At 71.7% G+C, this 18,570-nt stretch carries 17 protein-coding genes; 7 read left to right on the forward strand and 10 right to left on the reverse strand.

Annotation, left to right across the window (positions count from 1 at the left end):
• Window position 1: 1 nt before the first annotated feature.
• From ACWDAG_RS32945 to ACWDAG_RS32955, 3 genes are all read left to right on the forward strand, one after another.
• On the forward strand, window positions 2-1,078 hold the full coding sequence (locus ACWDAG_RS32945; protein WP_450699207.1) for an ABC transporter ATP-binding protein: 1,077 nt from the start codon (window positions 2-4) through the stop codon (window positions 1,076-1,078).
• Window positions 1,079-1,137: 59 nt separating this feature from the next.
• A complete protein-coding gene (locus ACWDAG_RS32950; protein WP_450699208.1) occupies window positions 1,138-2,604 on the forward strand; it encodes an HAD-IA family hydrolase in 1,467 nt (488 codons plus the stop codon).
• A gap of 133 nt (window positions 2,605-2,737) precedes the next feature.
• Window positions 2,738-3,205, forward strand: coding sequence for a hypothetical protein (locus ACWDAG_RS32955; protein ID WP_450699209.1), 468 nt, complete (start codon window positions 2,738-2,740; stop codon window positions 3,203-3,205).
• 2 nt (window positions 3,206-3,207) lie between these two features.
• Here ACWDAG_RS32955 and ACWDAG_RS32960 read toward each other — a convergent pair whose 3' ends face one another.
• From ACWDAG_RS32960 to ACWDAG_RS33005, 10 genes are all read right to left on the reverse strand, one after another.
• Window positions 3,208-4,203 (reverse strand): MASE1 domain-containing protein, encoded by a 996-nt coding sequence (locus tag ACWDAG_RS32960; RefSeq protein WP_450699210.1) that lies wholly within the window; start codon window positions 4,201-4,203, stop codon window positions 3,208-3,210.
• 50 nt (window positions 4,204-4,253) lie between these two features.
• The gene (locus ACWDAG_RS32965; RefSeq protein WP_450699211.1) at window positions 4,254-5,084 is read right to left on the reverse strand and encodes a PP2C family protein-serine/threonine phosphatase; all 831 of its coding nucleotides are present in this window, start codon (window positions 5,082-5,084) and stop codon (window positions 4,254-4,256) included.
• A 160-nt stretch (window positions 5,085-5,244) separates the two neighbouring features.
• Window positions 5,245-6,885: a phosphoglucomutase (alpha-D-glucose-1,6-bisphosphate-dependent) gene (gene pgm / locus ACWDAG_RS32970; protein WP_450699212.1), complete on the reverse strand. Its 1,641-nt coding sequence runs from the start codon at window positions 6,883-6,885 to the stop codon at window positions 5,245-5,247.
• Window positions 6,886-6,965: 80 nt separating this feature from the next.
• A complete protein-coding gene (locus ACWDAG_RS32975) occupies window positions 6,966-8,159 on the reverse strand; it encodes a serine hydrolase domain-containing protein (protein WP_450699213.1) in 1,194 nt (397 codons plus the stop codon).
• A 227-nt stretch (window positions 8,160-8,386) separates the two neighbouring features.
• Complete coding sequence (locus tag ACWDAG_RS32980) at window positions 8,387-9,982, reverse strand: solute symporter family protein (RefSeq protein WP_450699214.1); 1,596 nt, start codon at window positions 9,980-9,982, stop codon at window positions 8,387-8,389.
• Window positions 9,976-10,359 carry a DUF485 domain-containing protein gene (locus tag ACWDAG_RS32985; protein WP_450699215.1) on the reverse strand — a complete coding sequence of 128 codons (384 nt, stop codon included), beginning with the start codon at window positions 10,357-10,359 and terminating at the stop codon, window positions 9,976-9,978. Before ACWDAG_RS32985 ends, ACWDAG_RS32980 begins: the two co-directional genes overlap by 7 nt.
• A 365-nt stretch (window positions 10,360-10,724) precedes the next feature.
• Window positions 10,725-11,198 (reverse strand): carboxymuconolactone decarboxylase family protein, encoded by a 474-nt coding sequence (locus tag ACWDAG_RS32990; protein WP_450699216.1) that lies wholly within the window; start codon window positions 11,196-11,198, stop codon window positions 10,725-10,727.
• Window positions 11,199-11,308: 110 nt separating this feature from the next.
• A complete protein-coding gene (locus ACWDAG_RS32995) occupies window positions 11,309-11,761 on the reverse strand; it encodes a flavodoxin family protein (protein ID WP_450699217.1) in 453 nt (150 codons plus the stop codon).
• Window positions 11,762-11,782: 21 nt separating this feature from the next.
• On the reverse strand, window positions 11,783-12,664 hold the full coding sequence (locus ACWDAG_RS33000; protein ID WP_450699218.1) for a YegS/Rv2252/BmrU family lipid kinase: 882 nt from the start codon (window positions 12,662-12,664) through the stop codon (window positions 11,783-11,785).
• A 52-nt stretch (window positions 12,665-12,716) separates the two neighbouring features.
• Entirely contained in the window at window positions 12,717-14,315 is a 1,599-nt protein-coding gene (locus tag ACWDAG_RS33005) for an FAD-binding oxidoreductase (protein WP_450699305.1), read from the reverse strand.
• Window positions 14,316-14,410: 95 nt separating this feature from the next.
• Here ACWDAG_RS33005 and ACWDAG_RS33010 point away from each other — a divergent pair, with 95 nt between their 5' ends.
• The 4 genes from ACWDAG_RS33010 to ACWDAG_RS33025 all read left to right on the forward strand — a co-directional run bounded on the left by ACWDAG_RS33010 (window position 14,411) and on the right by ACWDAG_RS33025 (window position 18,555).
• Window positions 14,411-15,010, forward strand: a complete 600-nt coding sequence (locus ACWDAG_RS33010) for a TetR/AcrR family transcriptional regulator (protein ID WP_450699219.1) — start codon at window positions 14,411-14,413, stop codon at window positions 15,008-15,010.
• Complete coding sequence (locus ACWDAG_RS33015) at window positions 15,007-16,587, forward strand: glycerol-3-phosphate dehydrogenase/oxidase (RefSeq protein WP_450699220.1); 1,581 nt, start codon at window positions 15,007-15,009, stop codon at window positions 16,585-16,587. Before ACWDAG_RS33010 ends, ACWDAG_RS33015 begins: the two co-directional genes overlap by 4 nt.
• Window positions 16,588-16,688: 101 nt before the next feature.
• Window positions 16,689-16,970, forward strand: a complete 282-nt coding sequence (locus ACWDAG_RS33020; RefSeq protein WP_450699221.1) for a hypothetical protein — start codon at window positions 16,689-16,691, stop codon at window positions 16,968-16,970.
• A gap of 307 nt (window positions 16,971-17,277) precedes the next feature.
• Complete coding sequence (locus ACWDAG_RS33025; protein WP_450699222.1) at window positions 17,278-18,555, forward strand: MFS transporter; 1,278 nt, start codon at window positions 17,278-17,280, stop codon at window positions 18,553-18,555.
• The last annotated feature ends 15 nt before the right edge of the window (window positions 18,556-18,570 follow it).

Here is an 18,570-nt window from a genome sequence, read left to right on the forward strand (position 1 = left end):
CATGACCGCCACCACGCTTCAGAAGGCCGCTCCGGCGACCGCCGCGACCGTTGAATTCCGCGGCCTGCGCCGCGAGTTCGGGGCGACCGTCGCCCTCGACGGGCTCGACCTGACCGTGCAGCCGGGAGAGTTCCTGGCGCTGCTGGGCCCCTCCGGCTGCGGCAAGACCACCGCGCTGCGCATGCTCGCGGGGTTCGAACACCCCGACTCCGGTGAGGTGTTGGTCGACGGCGAGGACGTCACCCGGGTGCCGGCCCATCGCCGGGACGCAGGGATGGTCTTCCAGTCGTACAGCCTCTTCCCGCATCTGAGCGCCCTCGACAACGTCGCCTTCGGGCTGCGGATGCGCAAGGTGGGTAGGGCCGAACGCCGTTCCCGCGCAGCCGAGTTGCTGGAACTGGTCGGGCTCGCCGACAAGGGCGACCGGTTTCCGCACCAGCTCTCCGGCGGCCAGCAGCAGCGCATCGCGCTCGCCCGCGCCCTCGCGCTGCGTCCGCGTGTCCTGCTGCTGGACGAGCCGCTGTCCGCGCTCGACGCCAAGGTGCGGCTCACGCTGCGCGAGGAGATCCGGCGGCTGCAGCAGGAACTCGGCATCACCACCCTGTTCGTGACACACGATCAGGAGGAGGCCCTGTCCGTCGCCGACCGGGTGGCCGTGATGCGGGCCGGCCGGCTCGAACAGTGCGCCGAACCCGCCGAGTTGTACGGGCGTCCGGCCACCGCCTTCGTCGCCGAGTTCGTCGGCACGATGAGCCGGATCCCCGGGCGGCTGTCCGGGTCGACGGTGGACGTCCTCGGCCTGCGGCTGCCCGCGGAGGGAACCCTCCCCGCGGCGACGGAGGTGGACGTGCTGGTGCGGCCCGAGGCCGTGCACGTCACCGCGGACGCGACCGGTGACGCCCGGGTGATCGCCACCGCGTTCCTCGGCGCGGCCACCCGCATCACCGTGCGCCTGGCCGACGGCACCGAGGTCAAGGCGGATCTGCCCACCCACGAGGCCGCCGCGCTGGGAGCCGGAGCGACCGTACGGGTGTCGCTGCCCGAGCGTCCGGTGCTGGTCGCCGAGCGGGCGGCGTGAGACGCCGGACACTCGCCCGCAGGACATCCGGAAAATCCCCCCACACGAAAGAAGAGACCGTGACCCAACCCCCGCTCCAGGCCGTCCTGTTCGACATGGACGGCACGCTCGTCGACACCGAGCGGCTGTGGTGGGAGGCGGTGCAGTACGTGGCCACGGGCCTCGGCCGGCCGCTGACCGACGCCGACCAGCCGGAGGTGCTCGGCAGGCCGGTCGAGCACACCGCCGCCTGGCTGGGCGGGCTGACCGGGACACCGGATCTCGCCCGCCGGCTGCACTCCGAGTTCAGCGACCGCGTGCGCACCGGCATCGTGCCGCGTCCCGGCGCGCTCGGCCTCCTCGACGCCCTGGCCCGCGAGGATGTCCCGACCGCCCTGGTCACGGCCTCGCCCCGCACGGTGACCGACAGCGTCCTGGCCGTGCTCGGCGCCGACCGCTTCCAGGTCTCCGTGACCGCGGACGACACCGAGCACACCAAGCCCGCCCCCGACCCCTACCTGGCGGCCTGCCGCGCCCTGGGCGTCGACCCGGCCCGCTGTGTGGCCGTCGAGGACACCCCCACGGGGGTCAGCTCCGCGGAGGCCGCCGGGTGCACGGTGCTGGCGGTCCCCTCGCTGGCGCCGATCGAGGCCGCCCCCGGGCGGACGGTCGTGGCCAGCCTGGAAGAGGTGACCCCGGACCGACTGCGTGCGCTGGTGAGCCCCCAGCTGCGAGTACTCAGCTGGAACCTCTGGTTCGGCGGTGCGAAGGTCGACGACCACCGCGCCAAACAGCTCAAGGTCATCCTGGACACGGAGGCCGACGTCGTGGGCCTCCAGGAGACGGCCGGCACGGCCGCCCGGGAACTCGCCGACGCGCTGGGCTGGCACCACCACCAGGCCGGCGAGAACCTCGGCATCATCAGCCGCCACCCCATCACGGCCCGCCTCGGCGACCCCGACGTGGGCTTCTACGGAGCGGCCGGCGCCCGCATCCGCATCGGCCGCGCACACGAGGTGGACGTGTGGACGGCCCACCTGCACTACACGCCGTACGGCCCGTACGAAGCGGCCTTCGACGGGCTGGGTCCGGCCGAGCTGATCGCCCACGAAGACCTCCGGCTGGCCCAGATGCGGGAGACCCTGCGCCGGATCGCGGAGTCGGCGGACGAGACGACCCCCGTGATCCTGACCGGTGACTTCAACAGCCCCTCCCATCTGGACTGGCCCGACGTGGCCTGGCCCGTGACGGGGGCGGCCGAGGAGGCCGGGCTGCGCGACTCCTACCGCGAGGCCCATCCCGATCCGGTCCGCGCACCGGGCCACACCTGGTCGCCGGTCCACACCCACCACGAGGACGACATCACCCGCCCGGAACCGCAGGACCGTATCGACTACGTCCTCCACAACGGCCGCGGCCTCGCAGTCGTCGACTCCCGCACCGTCGTCACGGGCGTCCCGCGCGCCTGGCCGGACGTCGCGGGCAACGACTGGCCGTCGGACCACGCGGCGGTCCTCACCACGTTCGCCCTCGACTCCCGGGAGTGACGCACCGGCGAAGGCTCGGGGCGAGGCGTTGCTCCATCCGAGTGGTGTATCCCTGCCCGCGGTCGTAGCGTCGGAACGAGTCCTGGCGTCAGAACGTCATAGCGTCGGTAGGAGACGGCAGCGGGGAGCGGACATGCGCAGGCACACACTGAGTACGGCGGTCACGCTCTGTTTCGCGGCCTCGCTCGCGGCAGCCGCAAGCGCACCCTCCGAAGCCAGGCCTGCGTCCCCGCCGGCCGCGCAGACCGCACGGCAGCAGGCCAGGGTCCCTGTGCTCGTCGACTGCTTCTTCCACCCGGAAGTGCGCCCCACCGACTTCATCCTCGCCTGCGGTGACGGCAACAGCCGCCTGGCCTCGCTGCATTGGTCCAAGTGGGGGCCGGGCTCGGCAAGGGCCGAGGGCGTCAACATCGTCAACGACTGCAAGCCGTACTGCGCGGCGGGCAGGTTCCACTCGTACCCGGTCGTCGTCCGGCTCGACCGGGCGCAGCCCTGGAAGAAGCATCCGCACCTGCGGCACTACGGCCGGATGACCCTCGAATACCCCGCCGGCAGGCCGGACACGTTCGCGCCGACGGTGACGTATCCCCTGTGGAACTGAGGTCAGTGCCGGTCGTCCGCCTCCACGGGCGGCCGGCTCTGCGGGTTCTCCCCCGCGGTGAGGTGTTCCAGGACCTCGACCAGTTCCTGGCAGGCCTGTTCCACCGACCGCCTGGTGTTCAGCTGCTCGGTGATCACGGCTGACAGGAGCAGGGCGGTCAGCGCCATCGCGCCGTTGAAGGCCTGGAGCTTGATCATCACCTGGACACCGGTCAGCCGGGCGAACGGCCCGACCTGGTCCGTCGCCGCGACGGTGGCCATCACGGAGGCGAAGAGAGCGCACAGCATGCTGCCCGCGAGCTGGAAGCGCAGGGCCGCCCAGATCAGGAGCGGGTAGACCAGGAACAGCACGCTCACGGAGCTGTGGGTGGCGAAGGGGACGAGGGCGCAGGCGATCAGGGCCAGGGCCACGGCCTCCTTCCAGCGCCGCGCGCAGCGGTGCCGGCGCGCGCCGTACAGCACCAGCAGGACCGGAGTGACGATCAGGACACCCATCGCGTCGCCGGCCCACCACGCCGACCAGACCAGCCAGAAGCCGTCCGTGGCGAGTTTGCCGGTCAGGACCAGCAGGCCGGCGCCGGCGGTCGCGCTGATCAGCGTGGCGGTGAGCGCGGCCAGGAACACCAGCGCGAAGCCGTCCCGCAACCGGGCCAGGTCGGTGCGGAAGCCGACCCTGCGCAGCAGGTAGTACGCGCAGACGGGAGCGGCGGTGTTGCCCACGAGAGTGCCGGCCACGGCGGGCTGGACCGAGCTGATGGACATGACGACGAGGAGCGCGCCGAGTGCGATGCCGGGCCAGATGCGCAGGCCGAAGAGCAGCAGACAGGCCACGGCGACGCCCGTGGGCGGCCAGATGGGTGTGACGACGGCGCCCTCCACGACGAGCTGCCGCAGAAGTCCCAGCCGCCCGGCGGCGAAGTAGCAGGCAGCGACGGCCAGCGTCTGGAGGGCGCGGACGGCCGGTCGGCGCAGATCCTCGATACCCACCACGGCTGCCATCAGACACCGGGGCCGCCCGCTCGGCGAGGCGAAAGGCGCTGGGTCCGGCCCTATGGCTGAATGCCGGGACCGTCGTGGGTGACGACCAGCACGGCGGCGTCGTCCTCGTGGCCGACCCGTTCGGCGATCTTCATCACGCCGGCGGCGAGGACGTCGGCCTCCATGCCGGCGACTGCGGCGCTGCCCGCGAGCTGCACCACCCGGGCGAGGCCCTCGTCGACGCTCAGCGAGGGTCCTTCCACCACACCGTCCGTGAGCAGGACGAACACACCGCCGGTGGTGAGCTGGTAGCGGGTCACCGGGTACTGCATGCCTGCCGCGATGCCGAGAGGTGGTCCGCCCTCGTCCTCGGCGATGCCGCAGTTTCCGTCCGCCGTGGCCCAGATGTGCGGGATGTGTCCGGCCCGTGCGCTCTCCAGGACGCCGGTGGCCGGGTCGAGCCGTAGGAAGGTGCAGGTGGCGAAGAGGTCGGTGCCCAGGGACAGGAGCAGTTCGTTGGTGCGGGTGAGGAGTTCTCCGGGCTCGCTGGTGACGGAGGCGAGTGCGCGCAGGCCGACCCGGACCTGGCCCATGAAGGCGGCCGCCTCGATGTTGTGGCCCTGGACGTCGCCGATGGACAGTCCGATGCGGCCGTCGGGCATCGCGAAGGCGTCGTACCAGTCGCCGCCCACGTTGAGGCCGTGACAGGCAGGTGCGTAGCGGACGGCCAGGTGGTACCGGCAGGCGGCGGGCAGGTCCCGGGGCAGCATGCCGCGCTGCAGGGCGAGGGCCAGCTCCACCCGGGAGCGCTGCAGCTCCGCGAGTTCGCGTGCCTGGGCGGTCAGCGACCCGAGTCGGGCAAGCAGTTCGTCGCCGTCCTCTGTCGGACGCTCGAGGGACATTGATCACTCCGGCGGGACCGTGGGCCATGGCCCCTTCGGGGCAAATCCCCAGATTATGCGTTTAACGGGATGTTCGCGACACGGCGGTCGGCGAAGTCCGCCGTGCGGCTTCGCCGGCCCGCCCTGCCACGGTCCGGCACCCGTCGCCGTGGTGTCCGGATCAGCCGCCGAGGGCCGCCATGACCACGTCCTTGGCCTCCTCCTGCACCTGGCGCAGATGGTCGGGGCCGCGGAACGACTCGGCGTAGATCTTGTACACGTCCTCGGTGCCCGAGGGGCGTGCCGCGAACCAGGCGTTCTCGGTGGACACCTTGATGCCGCCGATGGCGGCGCCGTTGCCCGGGGCCTCGGTGAGCACCCCGGTGACCGCTTCCCCGGCCAGGGTGTCCGCGGTGACCTGCGCGGGTGAGAGCTTGGCGAGCAGTGCCTTCTCCTCGCGGGTCGCGGGGGCGTCGATGCGTGCGTAAGCGGGCTCGCCGAAACGGGCGGTGAGGGCGGCGTAGTGCTCCGACGGGGTCTTCCCGGTGACCGCGATGATCTCGGAGGCGAGCAGCGCCAGGATGATGCCGTCCTTGTCGGTGGTCCACACGGAGCCGTCCCGACGCAGGAAGGACGCCCCGGCCGACTCCTCCCCGCCGAAGCCGATCGAGCCGCCGACCAGCCCGTCCACGAACCACTTGAACCCGACCGGCACTTCGACCAGACGGCGTCCCAGGTCGGCGGCGACCCGGTCGATCATGCCGGAGGACACCAGGGTCTTGCCGATGCCCGCGTCGGCGGGCCACTCCTTGCGGTGCGCGTACAGGTAGGAGATGGCCGCGGCCAGGTAGTGGTTGGGGTTCATCAGACCGGCGTCCGGGGTGACGATGCCGTGCCGGTCGGCGTCCGCGTCGTTGCCCGTGGCGACCTGGAAGCGGTCGCGCTGCTCGATGAGGGAAGCCATCGCGTAGGGCGAGGAGCAGTCCATACGGATCTTGCCGTCCCAGTCCAGTGTCATGAAGCGCCAGGTGGGGTCGGCCAGGGGGTTGACCACGGTCAGGTCGAGGCGGTGCTGTTCGGCGATCCGGCCCCAGTAGGCGACCGACGCTCCGCCGAGCGGGTCCGCGCCGATGCGCACGCCCGCGGCGCGGATGGCGTCCAGGTCGAGCACGTGCGGCAGGTCGGCGACGTAGGCGCCGAGGAAGTCGTGACGGCGGGTGGTCTCGGCGGCGAGCGCCCGGGTGTACGGGATGCGGCGTACGTCCTTCAGCCCGGCCGCGATGATCTCGTTGGCCCGGTCCTGGATCCAGGAGGTCGCCTCCGAGCCCGCGGGGCCGCCGCTGGGCGGGTTGTATTTGAAGCCGCCGTCGGCGGGCGGGTTGTGCGAGGGGGTGACCACCACGCCGTCGGCGAGACCGGAGGTGCGCCCGCGGTTGTGGCTGAGGATGGCGTGCGACACCGCGGGGGTGGGCGTGTAGCCGTCCGCGCTGTCGATGAGCACGGTCACCTCGTTGGCCGCGAACACCTCCAGGGCCGTGACCCGTGCGGGCTCGGACAGGGCGTGGGTGTCGGCGCCCAGGAAGAGCGGGCCGTCGGTGCCCTGCTCGGCGCGGTACTCGCAGATCGCCTGGCTGGTCGCGGCGATGTGGTCGTCGTTGAACGCGGTCGCCAGGGACGATCCGCGGTGTCCTGACGTGCCGAACGCCACCCGCTGGCCCGGATCGGCCGGGTCCGGGTGCAGCGCGTAGTACGCGGTGACCAGCCGGGCGACGTCGACGAGGTCCTCGGGGCGTGCCGGGCTGCCCGCTCGCTCGTGCTGCATGTGCCCGCTCCTCCACATCGGTTGACCAAAACGCTTGCCGCTCCATCTTCCCCGTCTTGGCGGCGGCCAGCGAGAGCGGGTCAGTGCTTGGAACGTGTCAGCAGCGCGCAGACGAAGTTCTCCTGGACGGCCCGCAGTCGGCTGAGCAGCGCCGGTGTCTGGGACTTGTTGATCTGTGTGGTGACGGAGAAGGTCAGGGAGCGGCGGCCGTCGGGGGTGGCGGCGATGAGCTGGGTGTAGCCGGGGAAGTTGCCGGTGTGTCCGAGGACGACGCCGCAGCGGGTCGCGTAGCGGAAGATGGCGAGGCCCGCCATGTTCCGGCCGGGGCCCGCGGGTTCCGACGCGCCGGCGATCCAGCGCCGTTGCTCGCGCACGACGTCACTGCCGTAGAGCGCGCCGCCCGCGTAACCGCGGATGAAGCGGGTCATGTCGGCGGGCGTGGAGATGATGCCGCCCGACGCCCAGGAGCCGGAGGCGCCGAGGAGCTCGCTGACGTCCTCCGGGGGCGGCGGACCGGTCACGTCGTAGCCGTGCAGATAGGGCTCGGGGATCAGGTAGCCCTGGGGAAGGGTCGTGTCGCGCAGACCCAACGGCCGGTAGACCAGCATCCGCAGCAGCAGCTCGTACCGGTCTCCGGTCGCCGCCTCCGCCATCAGGGCGACGGCGATGTTGTCGGAGTTGGAGTAGCGGTACTGACTGCCCGGGCGGAACTCGAGGGGCTGGTCGGCGACGAAGTCGAGCAGACGGCGGGAGTCGAAGTGGTGGTGCGGGTCGGCGGCGAGGATGCTGCGGAACTCGGGGGCCGCGCTGAAGTCCGGCAGGCCGCTGGTGTGGTTGAGCAGTTGCCGGAGCGTGACGCGGTGCCAGGCCTTGGGCAGTTGCGGCAGCCGTTCGCCGAGTGTCTCGTTCAGGCGCAGGGCGTGCCGGTCGACCAGCGACAGGGCCACGGCTCCGCTGAAGGCCTTCGCGGTGCTGGCGATGCGCATGTGGTCGTTCTGGCCCGGGCGACGGCCGGTGGCGAGGTCCGCGACACCTGCCCGTACGACCTGGGTGTGTCCGTCCCTGCGCAGCACGGCGATGACGCCGGGCGGTCCGCCGGGGGCGTGCACGAGCTGCTCGATCTGGTTCTGCAGGTCGCTGCCGCGCGCTGCGGGAGCGGCGGCGGTGCTCGCGGGGGCCTGGCAGAGGGCTGCCAGGCAGGCCGCGGCGACACCGGTCGCCCGCAGCCGGGTCCGGAGCGGGAAGGGACGGGCCGGAGTGGCGCGAAGTGGCATCAGGTCTCCCGGGGCGGGCCGTAGGTGCAGGCCAAGCCTGTCCCTGTGCCCGGGGTGCGGCTCTTCCGGCTGCTGCATACGGCCCAACGGTTCATCCGTCGGCCGGCACCACCTCCGGCACCTTTCCCTGGGGCTGGCCGGCTCATGGCCGGTGGCGTGCTCGTCGCCGAGGCAGACCTCGAAGGCCGCGGGTCGTCCGGCCGCCACCGCACCGTGGCGGGCCTATCTCAGTCGGCGGCTCCGACCAGCGTACGGACCTCGAACTCCTCGTAGACGCCCGGGACTTCGGGACGGCCCAGGACGGTGCCCAGCCAACCGAGGAGGAAGCCGGCCGGGATCGAGACGATGCCGGGGTTCTGCAGTGGGAACCAGGCGAAGTCGGCGTCCGGGTAGAGCGAGGCGGGCGTGGAGGAGACGACGGGTGAGAACACGACGAGGAGTACGGAGCACAACAGGCCGCCGCAGAGGCTGAGCAGGGCGCCCGTCGCGGTGAAACGCCGCCAGAACAGGGTGTAGACGAGGGTGGGCAGCAGGGCGGAGGCGGCGATGGCGAAGGCGAGGAAGGCCAGGGTGGCGGTGTTGGCGCCCCAGGACACCAGGGCCAGGAGCATGGCTAGGACGCCGATGACGGCGGCGGCGAGCCGAGCGACCAGAAGTTCCTCGGTCTGTTTGGCCCGTCCCTTGCGGATGACCTCTCCGTAGAGGTCGTGGGCGGCGGAGGAGGCCGCGGCGAGGGTGAGTCCGGCGGCCACGGCGAGGAGCGTGACGAAGGCCAGACAGGACAGCAGGGCTGTGAGGACGCCGCCGCCGAGTGCGTGCGCGAGCAGCAGCACGGCCGCGTCGCCCTTGTGGTCCATGCGTGCGATGGTGTCCCGGCCCACGACGGCGGTGGCCCCGAGGCCCAGTACGCCGGCCGCCAGACAGATGAGGCCCACCAGGCCCATCGCCCAGACGACCGAGCTGCGCAGCACGTTGGTGGAGCGGGGGGCGAGCAGCCGCATCATGACGTGCGGGAGGGCCGCGAGGCCCAGCACGATGGCCAGTTGCAGGCTGAGGAAGTCGAGTTTGCTGGTGGTGCTGGCGCCGTAGCGAAGTCCGGGCTCCAGGAAGCGTGTTCCCATGCCGCTGTTGTCGGCGGCGGCGGTCAGCAGGGCGTCGATGTTCCAGTGGAAGTGGTGGAGCACCATCACGGCGGTCACGGTGACGCCGGAGATGAGCATCACGGCCTTGACGATCTGGATGAAGGTGGCGCCCGGCATGCCGCCGAGTGCCGCGTACACGACGACGATGGTGCCGATGACGACCACGCACAGGGTGCGGGTGGCTGCGCTGGGTTCGCCGGTGAACTGGGTCAACAGGGCGACACTGCCGACGAGTTGGGCCACGAGGTAGAGGGTGGTGACGACCAGGGTGCACAGGGAGAGGGCGAGCCGGACCGGGCGTTGCCGGGCCGGCATGCGCAGGGCGATGGTGTCGCCGAGGGTGAACCGGCCCGCGTTGCGCAGGGGTTCGGCGATCAGCAGGAGGACCATCATCCAGGCCACCGCGGTGCCGCCGAGGTAGAGGAGTCCGTCGTATCCGGTGAGGGCGACCAGGCCGGTGCTGCCCAGGAGGGTGGCGGCGGAGAGGTAGTCGCCGCACATCGCCAGTCCGTTGCGCAGCGGCGACATGGTGCGGCTGCCGAGATAGAACTCGCCGATCTCGTCGCGCTGCGGAGCCGTCAGCAGCGCGGTGAACAGGGTGACGACGACCACGGAGAGAAAGAGCAGGAACGTCAGCTGCAGGCTGAAACGGTCCACGACGGCGGCCGCGGTCGTCACCATGTGCGGTACCCCCCGGTGTGGCGGGAGGCGGGTGACTGGGCGGGCGGGCCCGGCTGTTCGGGCTGCCGGCGGTGGGTCTGGGTGCGGAAGCCGCGGGCGATGGGGTCGACGTTCGTGCGCATGTGCACGAGGTGGCGTCGCGCGATCAGGGCCATCACCACGAACTGCCCCAGGCCGAGGGCCAGTCCGAGGGTGAGGTGACCGTGCAGTGGAGCGTTCATGAGGTCGGGCGCGAAACTCGACAACAGGACATACAGCAGGAACCCGCCGACGGCGACGGCCGTCATCCGCACTCCGGATCGCCGCTGCGCACGGCGCAGCAGCTGGAATTCAGGACTGTTGGATATCTCGCGTCGTTTCGCCTGCTCGACATTCACGCGGGCACACCTTCTCCACTTCCTGGTGCCGCACGCATGCCGGAAAAAGTGTGCCGGAGTAGACCACCGTGCGGACTTTGTGGGGGGTTCGTGAATCCGGAATCGCCGCTTCCCGGATTCCTTCGGTCCCGCCATTGGGTGGGGCGGGACCGGGAGCCGGAGTATTCCAGCGCGCCCGTTGAACTATCAACCGCACGGAAGAGTGAATTTTCGAAGCTGACTCATTCACGCACCTGACCTTGCTTTCATGGGCACCGCACAGCCCATGAAAGCAAGGCGTACGAGAATAGTCCGTACCTTTTCTACGGGAAGGCTGTCTCAAATGCAGTACACAAGGACTGCCGTTGCCGGTCAGGTGCTCGGCGTCATCCGAACATGCCCGGCTGGTAGTCGCCGGCGGGCTGCTGGACGATGACGTTGAAGCGGTTGTACATGTTGATCACGGCGATGGTGGCGACCAGGGCGGCGAGCTGGTCCTCGTCGAAGTGCTTGGCCGCGATCGCCCAGGCCTCGTCCGTGACCCCGCCGGCCGCATCCGCGATGCGGGTGCCCTGCTCCGCCAGCTCCAGGGCGGCACGCTCGGCGTCGGTGAACACCTTGGCCTCCCTCCAGGCCGCGACCAGATGGAGACGCTGCGGGTCCTCCCCCGCGGCCAGGGCGTCCTTGACGTGCATGTCGGTGCACATGCCGCAGCCGTTGATCTGGCTGGCGCGGAGCTTGACCAACTCCTGCGTCGCGAGCGGCAGCGCCGAGTCCGAGACGACCTTGCCCGCCGAGTTGAGGTGCCGGAAGAGCTTGGCCGCGACCGGGTTCTCGAAAAGGTTGAGACGAGCTTCCATGGTGTGCTCCTGTGCCGTTGTGGGTGGTTACACCTCTTTGACGGCACGGCCCGGCAGGTTGTGACACACCCAAATGTGACCTGCGTCTCCCTCACTCACCCGGTTCGGGTTCAGCCGAGCAGTCCCGCGGCGAGCGTCGCGCCCAGCTCCCAGCAGGCCTCCACGTCGGTCCTGGCGGGCTCCCCGGTGACCGTGACGGGCTTCGCCGTGCGGCGCCAGCCCAGGCCGGTCGTGATCGTCTCGATCCCCCGTACCGCGCCCGTGACGTCGCTCCCGCCGTGCACGTAGTAGCTGAAGGGCCTGCCCTGCGTCGCATCCAGGCACGGGTAGTAGATCTGGTCGAAGAAATGCTTGAGGGCTCCGGACATGTAGCCGATGTTGGCCGGAGTGCCGAGCAGGTATGCGTCGGCCGCCAGTACGTCGGAGGCCGTGGCCGCCAGCGCCGCCCGCCGCACGACCTCGACGCCCTCGATCTCGGGCGCGGTGGCGCCGGAGAGGACGGCCTCCAGCATCGTCTGGCAGTTGGGCGAGGGCGTGTGATGCACGATCAGCAGGGTGGGCACACCCGCACCCTAGTTCAGCGCTCAGCACAGCACCCGCAGCGCTCCCGGCAGCACTCTGAGGGTGACGGGCAGGACGGCCTCGACCTCCCCGTCGGCGCCGTAGGGCACGTCGCGGTCCGCGGAGATGGTGATCTCCCGGCCGCGCAGGATGCACACCTGTGGCCGGTGGAGGTGGCTGCCCGTCTTGAGGTCGTTCATCAGGGCGAAGAACAGCCGCCGGGGCGCCTCGCCGATCATCACCACGTCCAGGAGGCCGTCGTCCTCCCGGGCGTCGGGGGCGATGAGACGACCGGAGCCGTAGTAGCCGGAGTTGGCGGCCACCACCGTGTAACCGCTGTGCCGGTGTTCCTCGCCGTCGACGACGACTCGGTAGCGGGCCGGCCGCCAGGTGGTGACGGCCCGGAGGCCGCCGGCGTAGTAGGAGGCCGCGCCCCGCAGGAGTTTCGCCTGGTTGGCATGGCGGTTGGCGAGGGCGTCCACACCCGCGTACACACTGCCGAGCACGACGGTGCGGTCGTGGACGGCCGACTCGACCTCGATGGTGTCGACCGCGCGCGGCTCGTGGTGCAGCAGTACCTCGGCCAACTCCGAGGGTCCCGTGGGGAGTTCGAGTGCCCGGGCGAAGTCGTTGCCGCGGCCGGCCGGGACCAGGCCGAGTACGGCTCCGGTGCCGCTGAGGGCGCCGCCGATGCCGCCGGCCATGCCGTCCCCGCCGACGGCGAGCACCACCCGGCCCCGGCTGCCCGCCTGCCGGGCGAGTTCCTGGGCGTGGGCCAGGCTGCGGCTGTACTCGGTCTGCAGCTCGGCGCCCGCCTCCCGCAGCAGCCGGGCCACCGCGAGCAGCGCGGCGGCGCCGGTGGATCCGCCCGCGGTGGGGTTGACGACGGCGGTGAACTGTCGCATCGGTGTGCCTCCGAGGGCGGCCGGGTCGGTACTGCCGGACAGGGGGTGACGGTCAGTCGTCGAGGGGCAGGAGGACCCCGGGGTTGAGGAGTCCGGCCGGGTCCAGTCGCCGCTTCACGGCGCGCAGCGCCGCGACGGCCAGCGGGCCGGCCTCGCGGACGTACCAGTCCCGGTGGTCGGTGCCCACGCCGTGGTGGTGGGTGATGGTGCCGCCGGCGGCGAGGATCGCCTCGTTGGCGGCGTGCTTGGCCCGCGTCCAGTGCGCGACGGGGTCCTCGCCCTGGGCGGAGACGACCGTGAAGTACAGCGAGGCGCCGTTCTCGTAGACGTGCGAGATGTGGCACATGACCAGGGGCGGGGTGCCGGCCTCGGTGAGCGTGGTGGTGAGCGCCTCGCGTACGGCCGAGTACAGCTCCGGGATGCGGGACCAGAAGGTCGCGGTCTCGAGCGTCTCGGCGAAGGCGCCCGCGTCGAGCAGGGCGTCGCGCAGATAGGGGGCCGAGTAACGGCCGTGGGCCCAGCGCTCGCCGGGCTCCTCGCCGAGCGGTGTGCCACCGCACTCGCGCAGGACGGCCGCGGCATGCTCCTGACGGTACGAGACGTCCTGCGCCGTGCCCTCGTAGCCCGCGATCGCCGTGCATCCGGCGGCCGCCTGGGCGTCGGAGGAGCCGATCGCGTCCGGCTGGGCGAGGCCGATCAGGGTCTCGGTCTCGTCGGACAGGCGCAGCACGGTCGGGCGCGGCCCGTCCTGAGCGAGGCGCCGTAGTGCGGCGGCGCCTTCCTCGAAGGAGGGGAAGCGCCAGCCCTCGTGGATACGGGTCTGCGGGACCGGGCGGATGCGGACCGTCACGGACGTGATCACGCCGAACGCTCCCTCCGAGCCGAGGACGAGCTGGCGCACATCGGGTCCGGCGGCGGAGCGCGGAGCCCGGCCCGTGTCGATGGTGCCCTCGGGGGTGGCAAGGGTGAGGCCGAGGACCATCTCGTCGAAGCGGCCGTAACCGGCCGACGCCTGACCGCTGGAGCGGGTGGCGGCGAAACCGCCGATGGTGGCCCACTCGTAGGACTGCGGGAAGTGGCCGAGGGTGAAGCCGTGTTCGGCGAGCAGCGCCTCGGCCTGCGGGGCGCGCAGGCCGGGTTGCAGGGTGGCGGTGCGGGAGACCGGGTCGAGGGCGAGCAGGCCGTCCATGCGCCGTAGATCCAGGGCTACGAAGGTGCTCCGCCGCCCGGGGGCGAGTCCGCCGACGACGGAGGTGCCGCCGCCGAACGGGACGAGCGCCAGGCCGTGTTCGGCACACGCACGCAGCACGGCGAGCACCTCGTCGTGAGCGGCCGGGAGCAGCACCGCCGCCGGGGTGTCGTCGACGTCGCCCTCCCGGATGCGCAGCAGATCGGGGGTGGACTTGCCTCGGGTGTGCCGGACGCGGGTCTCCGCGTCGGTGCGCACGTACTCCTCGCCGCCCACGGCCGCCGCGAGGGCCTGATGCGCCGCAGGCTCCAACTGCCCGTCCGGAACGGCGATGTCCGCCAGGCCGACCGGCTCGGCGCTGCGCGGCTTGACGCCGAGCAGATCGCGCAACAGTCCGATCACCGTGTCGGGCAGCGGCGTCGCTCTGGCCGGGTCGCCCCAGCCGCTCCACAGCATGTCCATGACTGTCGTCCTCACCGGTCGATTCGAGCGATTCCGTTCGAGCTGCTCCGTCCTCGACGACCCCTGCAGGGCGTCGAGGCGTTACACTGTGACACATGACGCCTATTCGTCACAACAGCTCGGACAGTGATGCGGTGCTCGACGCGGTGCGGGACTGCGTCCTGGCCGTCGGGGTCCGCCGTACGACACTCACCGACGTCGCCCGCCGTGCGGGGGTCTCCCGGATGACGCTGTACCGGCGCTGGCCCGATGTGCGCACGCTGGTCGGAGACCTGATGACCCGTGAGTGGGTCGACGTGGCCACGCGGGCGATACCCGAGCGCAGACCGGAGGCCGCCGCGCGCAGCCTGCTGGTGGAGGGGCTGGTGGCGGGGGTGGAGTCCTTCCGCGCCCACCCCCTCTTCCGCAAGATCGTCGACGTCGATCCCGAGCTGCTCCTGCCCTATGTGCTGGACCGTCGCGGCGCCAGCCAGATCGCGCTCCTGGAACTGCTGGCCGACGGCCTCAAGGAAGGGCACGCCGACGGGTCGGTCCGCGTCGGCCACCCCGAGCGCCAGGCCCGCTCCCTGCTGCTGATCGTCCAGTCCTTCACCCTGTCCCTGCGGACCATGACCGACGAGGACGACGCCGAACTGTCCTCCGCGGCCTTCCTCGCCGAGCTGCGCTCCATCCTGGAGAGGACCCTGACGCCATGAGCCCCAGCCCTGCCACCCCCGGATCGTCCCTGTCCATCGCCCGGCGCTCGCGCGAACTGGCCGAGACCGTCGGCGGCCCCGCCGTGGACGTCCTCGTCGTCGGGCTCGGCGCCACCGGTGCCGGAGCCGCCCTGGACGCCGCGGCGCGCGGCCTGAGCGTCGCCGCGGTCGACGCCCACGACCTGGCCTTCGGCACCTCCCGCTGGAGCAGCAAGCTCATCCACGGCGGGCTGCGCTATCTCGCCTCCGGCCAGCTCGACGTCGCCCACGAGAGCGCGGTCGAGCGGGGCGTGCTGATGGAGCGCACGGCACCCCACCTGGTCCGCGCGCAGCCGTTCGTCCTGCCCCTGACCCCGCTGGTCTCCCGCGGTCAGGCGGCGCTCTCCTGGGCCGGCTTCCGGGCCGGCGACACCCTGCGCCTGACGGCCCGCACCGCCCGGGCCACCCTGCCCGCGCCGCGCCGGCTCTCCGCCCTGGAGACCCGCCATCTGGCGCCCGCGCTGCGCACCGACGGGCTGCGCGGCGGCCTGCTGTCCTGGGACGGCCGCCTGGTCGACGACGCCCGCCTGGTGACCGCCGTCGCCCGCACCGCGGCCGCACACGGGGCACGGATCCTGACCCGCGTCAGGGCGCTGGCACTGACCGCCTCCGGCGCCCGCGTCCGCGACGAACTCACCGGCGAGGAGGGCGAGATCAGGGCCCGCGCGGTGATCAACGCCTCCGGAGTCTGGGCTGGCGGCCTGGTGGACGGCATCCGCATCCGCCCCTCCCGCGGCACCCACCTGATCCTGCGCTCGGACCACCTCGGCCCGCTCCCGGCCGGTCTGCACATCCCCATACCCGGAGAGACGAGCCGCTTCGTCCTCGTCCTGCCCCAGGGCGACGGCCGCGTCTACATCGGCCTCACCGACGAACCCGTGGAGGGCGACATCCCCGATGTGCCCGAGGCACCCGAGACGGACATCGGCTTCCTCCTCGACGTCCTGGGCTCGGTCCTCGACGTCCCGGTCCGGCGCGAGGATGTCATCGGTGCCTTCGCGGGACTGCGCCCCCTGCTGGACACCGCACCGGAGGCCGGGTCCGGCGCCGTGGCCAGGACGGCCGACGTCTCCCGCCGGCACGCGGTGCTCACCTCGTCCGAGGGTGTGATCACCGTGGTCGGCGGCAAGCTCACCACATACCGGCGCATGGCCGAGGACGCCGTGGACGCCGCCGTCGCCGCCCGCCGCCTGGCCGCCGGCCCCTCCCCCACGGCCTCCCTCCCGCTCGTCGGCGCCGCATCCCCTCGGGCGCTCGACGCGGTGCAGGCACCTCGCCATCTGGTACGGCGCTACGGCACCGAGGCACCGGCCGTCCTCGCACTCGGCGCGGACGACCCCCGCCTGAGCGAGCAGGTACTGCCGGGCCATCCGGTCACCGCCGCCGAACTGCTCTGGGCGGTACGGCATGAGGGTGCCCTCGACGAGTCGGACGTCCTCGACCGCCGTACCCGGATCGGCATCGTGCCGGCGGACCGAGCCGCGGCGCTGGACACAACGCGGGAACTGCTCGGCGAGGCCTTGACCGGGAACAGGTGAGGACCCGCGGCCTGCCGCCGGTCCGCTCGACCCGGCGGCGCCGGCCGGGGCACACCGGCTCGGCGCGCGCGATGGCAAATGTGCGCTTATGCTCCATTTGCGTGACACATACCTTCGACGAGCTGGTCGAGAAACAGCGCGCAGCCGACGAGGCGCACCTCCGTGTCGAGGAACTGCAGCACTCGTACGGCCCGGTTGCCCAGCCCGGTGGCTGGAGCGGACAGCAGGCCGACACCTACGAGACCGCCCGCCGCGCCTGGCGCGACCTGGCCCGTGAGGCGCGGACGTCGGTCACCGAGTACGCGAAGGAGTCCGGCAAGCCTCGTACCGAGGTCGAGGCGGAGGTCGAGCAGGCAGTGCGGCAGTCCAAGCAGAGGAGCTGACCGGCCACTGACCGAGAGGCTGTCCCGGCCGGGCCGCCGCCTGCTATGATCTTGCGGGTTTCCGGAACCTCATCGCTCACGGTCCGCCTCCACGGACGTCGCGGGCCACCGTCGGATCGGCGGGTTCCGTCTCGAGAAACCAGCTTCCACGTATCGCTCGACGGCTGCAGTCGTATCGACCGGTACACCCGCAGCACAGTTCACATGACACCCCATCAGCACCTGCTGATGGGGTGTCTCGCGTTTTGCGCCCCCTCCTGTTGAAAGCGCCGCACGACCACCTCACCGAAAGGACCCACCGTCCGCGATGACCTCCCTGCCGCACAAAGACACAGGCCACCAAACCCCCGAGACACCGCACCTCCCGCTGTACCGTGTCCCCGACTTCCGCTGGTTCTGGCTGTCGCGCGTGGTCTCCGGGCTGGGATCCGCCGTCACCACGGTGGCCCTGCCCGTGCTGACCTTCCAGGAGACCGGCTCGCCGCTGATGGTCTCCCTGGTGGCGGCCTCGGCGACCCTGCCCTACGTGGTCTTCGGGCTGATCGCGGGCGCCGTCGCGGACCGGACCGACCGGCGCCGCCTGATGGTCCTCACCGACTGGCTCAACGCCGCCTGTATCGCCTCCGTCCCGGCCGCCTCCGCCCTGGGCATCCTGACCGGCGGCCAGGTTCTTGTCGTGGCCTTCGCCTCGGCCGCCCTCGGTCTCTTCTTCGACGCGGGCGTGTACGGCTTCGTCCCCGACATCGTCGGCAAGGACAAGCTCACCGAGGCAAACAGCGCCGTCTACGGAGCGCAGACCGTCGTACGCATCGCCGGGAACGCGGTGGCTGGAGGCCTGATCGTCCTGTTCCGCCCGGCCGGCACGCTGGCGCTGGACGCCCTGTCCTTCGCTGCCTCCGCTCTGCTCCTCAAGGCGGTCACAGACGCCTCCCGGTCCGACAAGCCGGCGGTGGAGCGGCCGGGGTTCAGGGAGTCCGTCCGGGAAGGACTCCGCTTCCTCCGCCACCACTCGACGCTGCGCCTGATGACCGTGGTCGGCACCCTGCAGTCCTTCTCCGGCGGAGCCGTCATCGGCCAGCTAGTCGTCTTCGCCGACCGTGTGCTGGGCATCCACGACTCCGACGGGCGGATCGGCCTGCTGTACATGGGGTGGAGTGCAGGTGGCATCGGCGGGTCTTTCCTGCTGCCCCGGCTGCGGCGCCGTTTCGAGGCGTTCCACCTTCTCCTGGGGGTGCTGCCCGCCGGCGCCCTGCTCGGGCTGGTGGTCGTCCTCAGTTCGGACTGGCGGGTCACCCTGGTTGCCCTGACCGTGTGGGGGTCGGCCTACCTCGTCGTCCTGGTGAACACGATGACCTACTCCCAGGAGGTGACGCCGCCCGAGCTCCAGGGCCGGGTCAACACCACGCGCCGGATGCTCTCCTCGGGTCTGGGTGTGCCGCTCGGCGCCCTGGTCGCCGGCACCCTCACCGTGCGGGTCGGCGTCCAGGCCGGGATGTCGACGGCCGTCGTGTCGATCGCTCTGGCGGCCCTGCTGGTCTGGGGTGTCCAGGTGCGCAGGCAGGTCCGGCCCGGGACCCGGGCTTAGCACCACTGCGGTGTC

This window comes from Streptomyces sp. NPDC001157 (assembly GCF_053598255.1).

What these genes read in the sequence shown, in the direction of transcription:
- ACWDAG_RS32945 (WP_450699207.1), top strand. Translation starts at nt 2, where the DNA reads ATGACCGCCACCACGCTTCAGAAGGCCGCTCCGGCGACCGCCGCGACC.
- ACWDAG_RS32955 (WP_450699209.1), top strand. Translation starts at nt 2,738, where the DNA reads ATGCGCAGGCACACACTGAGTACGGCGGTCACGCTCTGTTTCGCGGCC.
- ACWDAG_RS32960 (WP_450699210.1), bottom strand. Translation starts at nt 4,203, where the DNA reads ATGGCAGCCGTGGTGGGTATCGAGGATCTGCGCCGACCGGCCGTCCGC.
- ACWDAG_RS32965 (WP_450699211.1), bottom strand. Translation starts at nt 5,084, where the DNA reads ATGTCCCTCGAGCGTCCGACAGAGGACGGCGACGAACTGCTTGCCCGA.
- pgm (WP_450699212.1), bottom strand. Translation starts at nt 6,885, where the DNA reads ATGCAGCACGAGCGAGCGGGCAGCCCGGCACGCCCCGAGGACCTCGTC.
- ACWDAG_RS32975 (WP_450699213.1), bottom strand. Translation starts at nt 8,159, where the DNA reads ATGCCACTTCGCGCCACTCCGGCCCGTCCCTTCCCGCTCCGGACCCGG.
- ACWDAG_RS32980 (WP_450699214.1), bottom strand. Translation starts at nt 9,982, where the DNA reads ATGGTGACGACCGCGGCCGCCGTCGTGGACCGTTTCAGCCTGCAGCTG.
- ACWDAG_RS32990 (WP_450699216.1), bottom strand. Translation starts at nt 11,198, where the DNA reads ATGGAAGCTCGTCTCAACCTTTTCGAGAACCCGGTCGCGGCCAAGCTC.
- ACWDAG_RS33000 (WP_450699218.1), bottom strand. Translation starts at nt 12,664, where the DNA reads ATGCGACAGTTCACCGCCGTCGTCAACCCCACCGCGGGCGGATCCACC.
- ACWDAG_RS33005 (WP_450699305.1), bottom strand. Translation starts at nt 14,315, where the DNA reads ATGGACATGCTGTGGAGCGGCTGGGGCGACCCGGCCAGAGCGACGCCG.
- ACWDAG_RS33010 (WP_450699219.1), top strand. Translation starts at nt 14,411, where the DNA reads ATGACGCCTATTCGTCACAACAGCTCGGACAGTGATGCGGTGCTCGAC.
- ACWDAG_RS33015 (WP_450699220.1), top strand. Translation starts at nt 15,007, where the DNA reads ATGAGCCCCAGCCCTGCCACCCCCGGATCGTCCCTGTCCATCGCCCGG.
- ACWDAG_RS33025 (WP_450699222.1), top strand. Translation starts at nt 17,278, where the DNA reads ATGACCTCCCTGCCGCACAAAGACACAGGCCACCAAACCCCCGAGACA.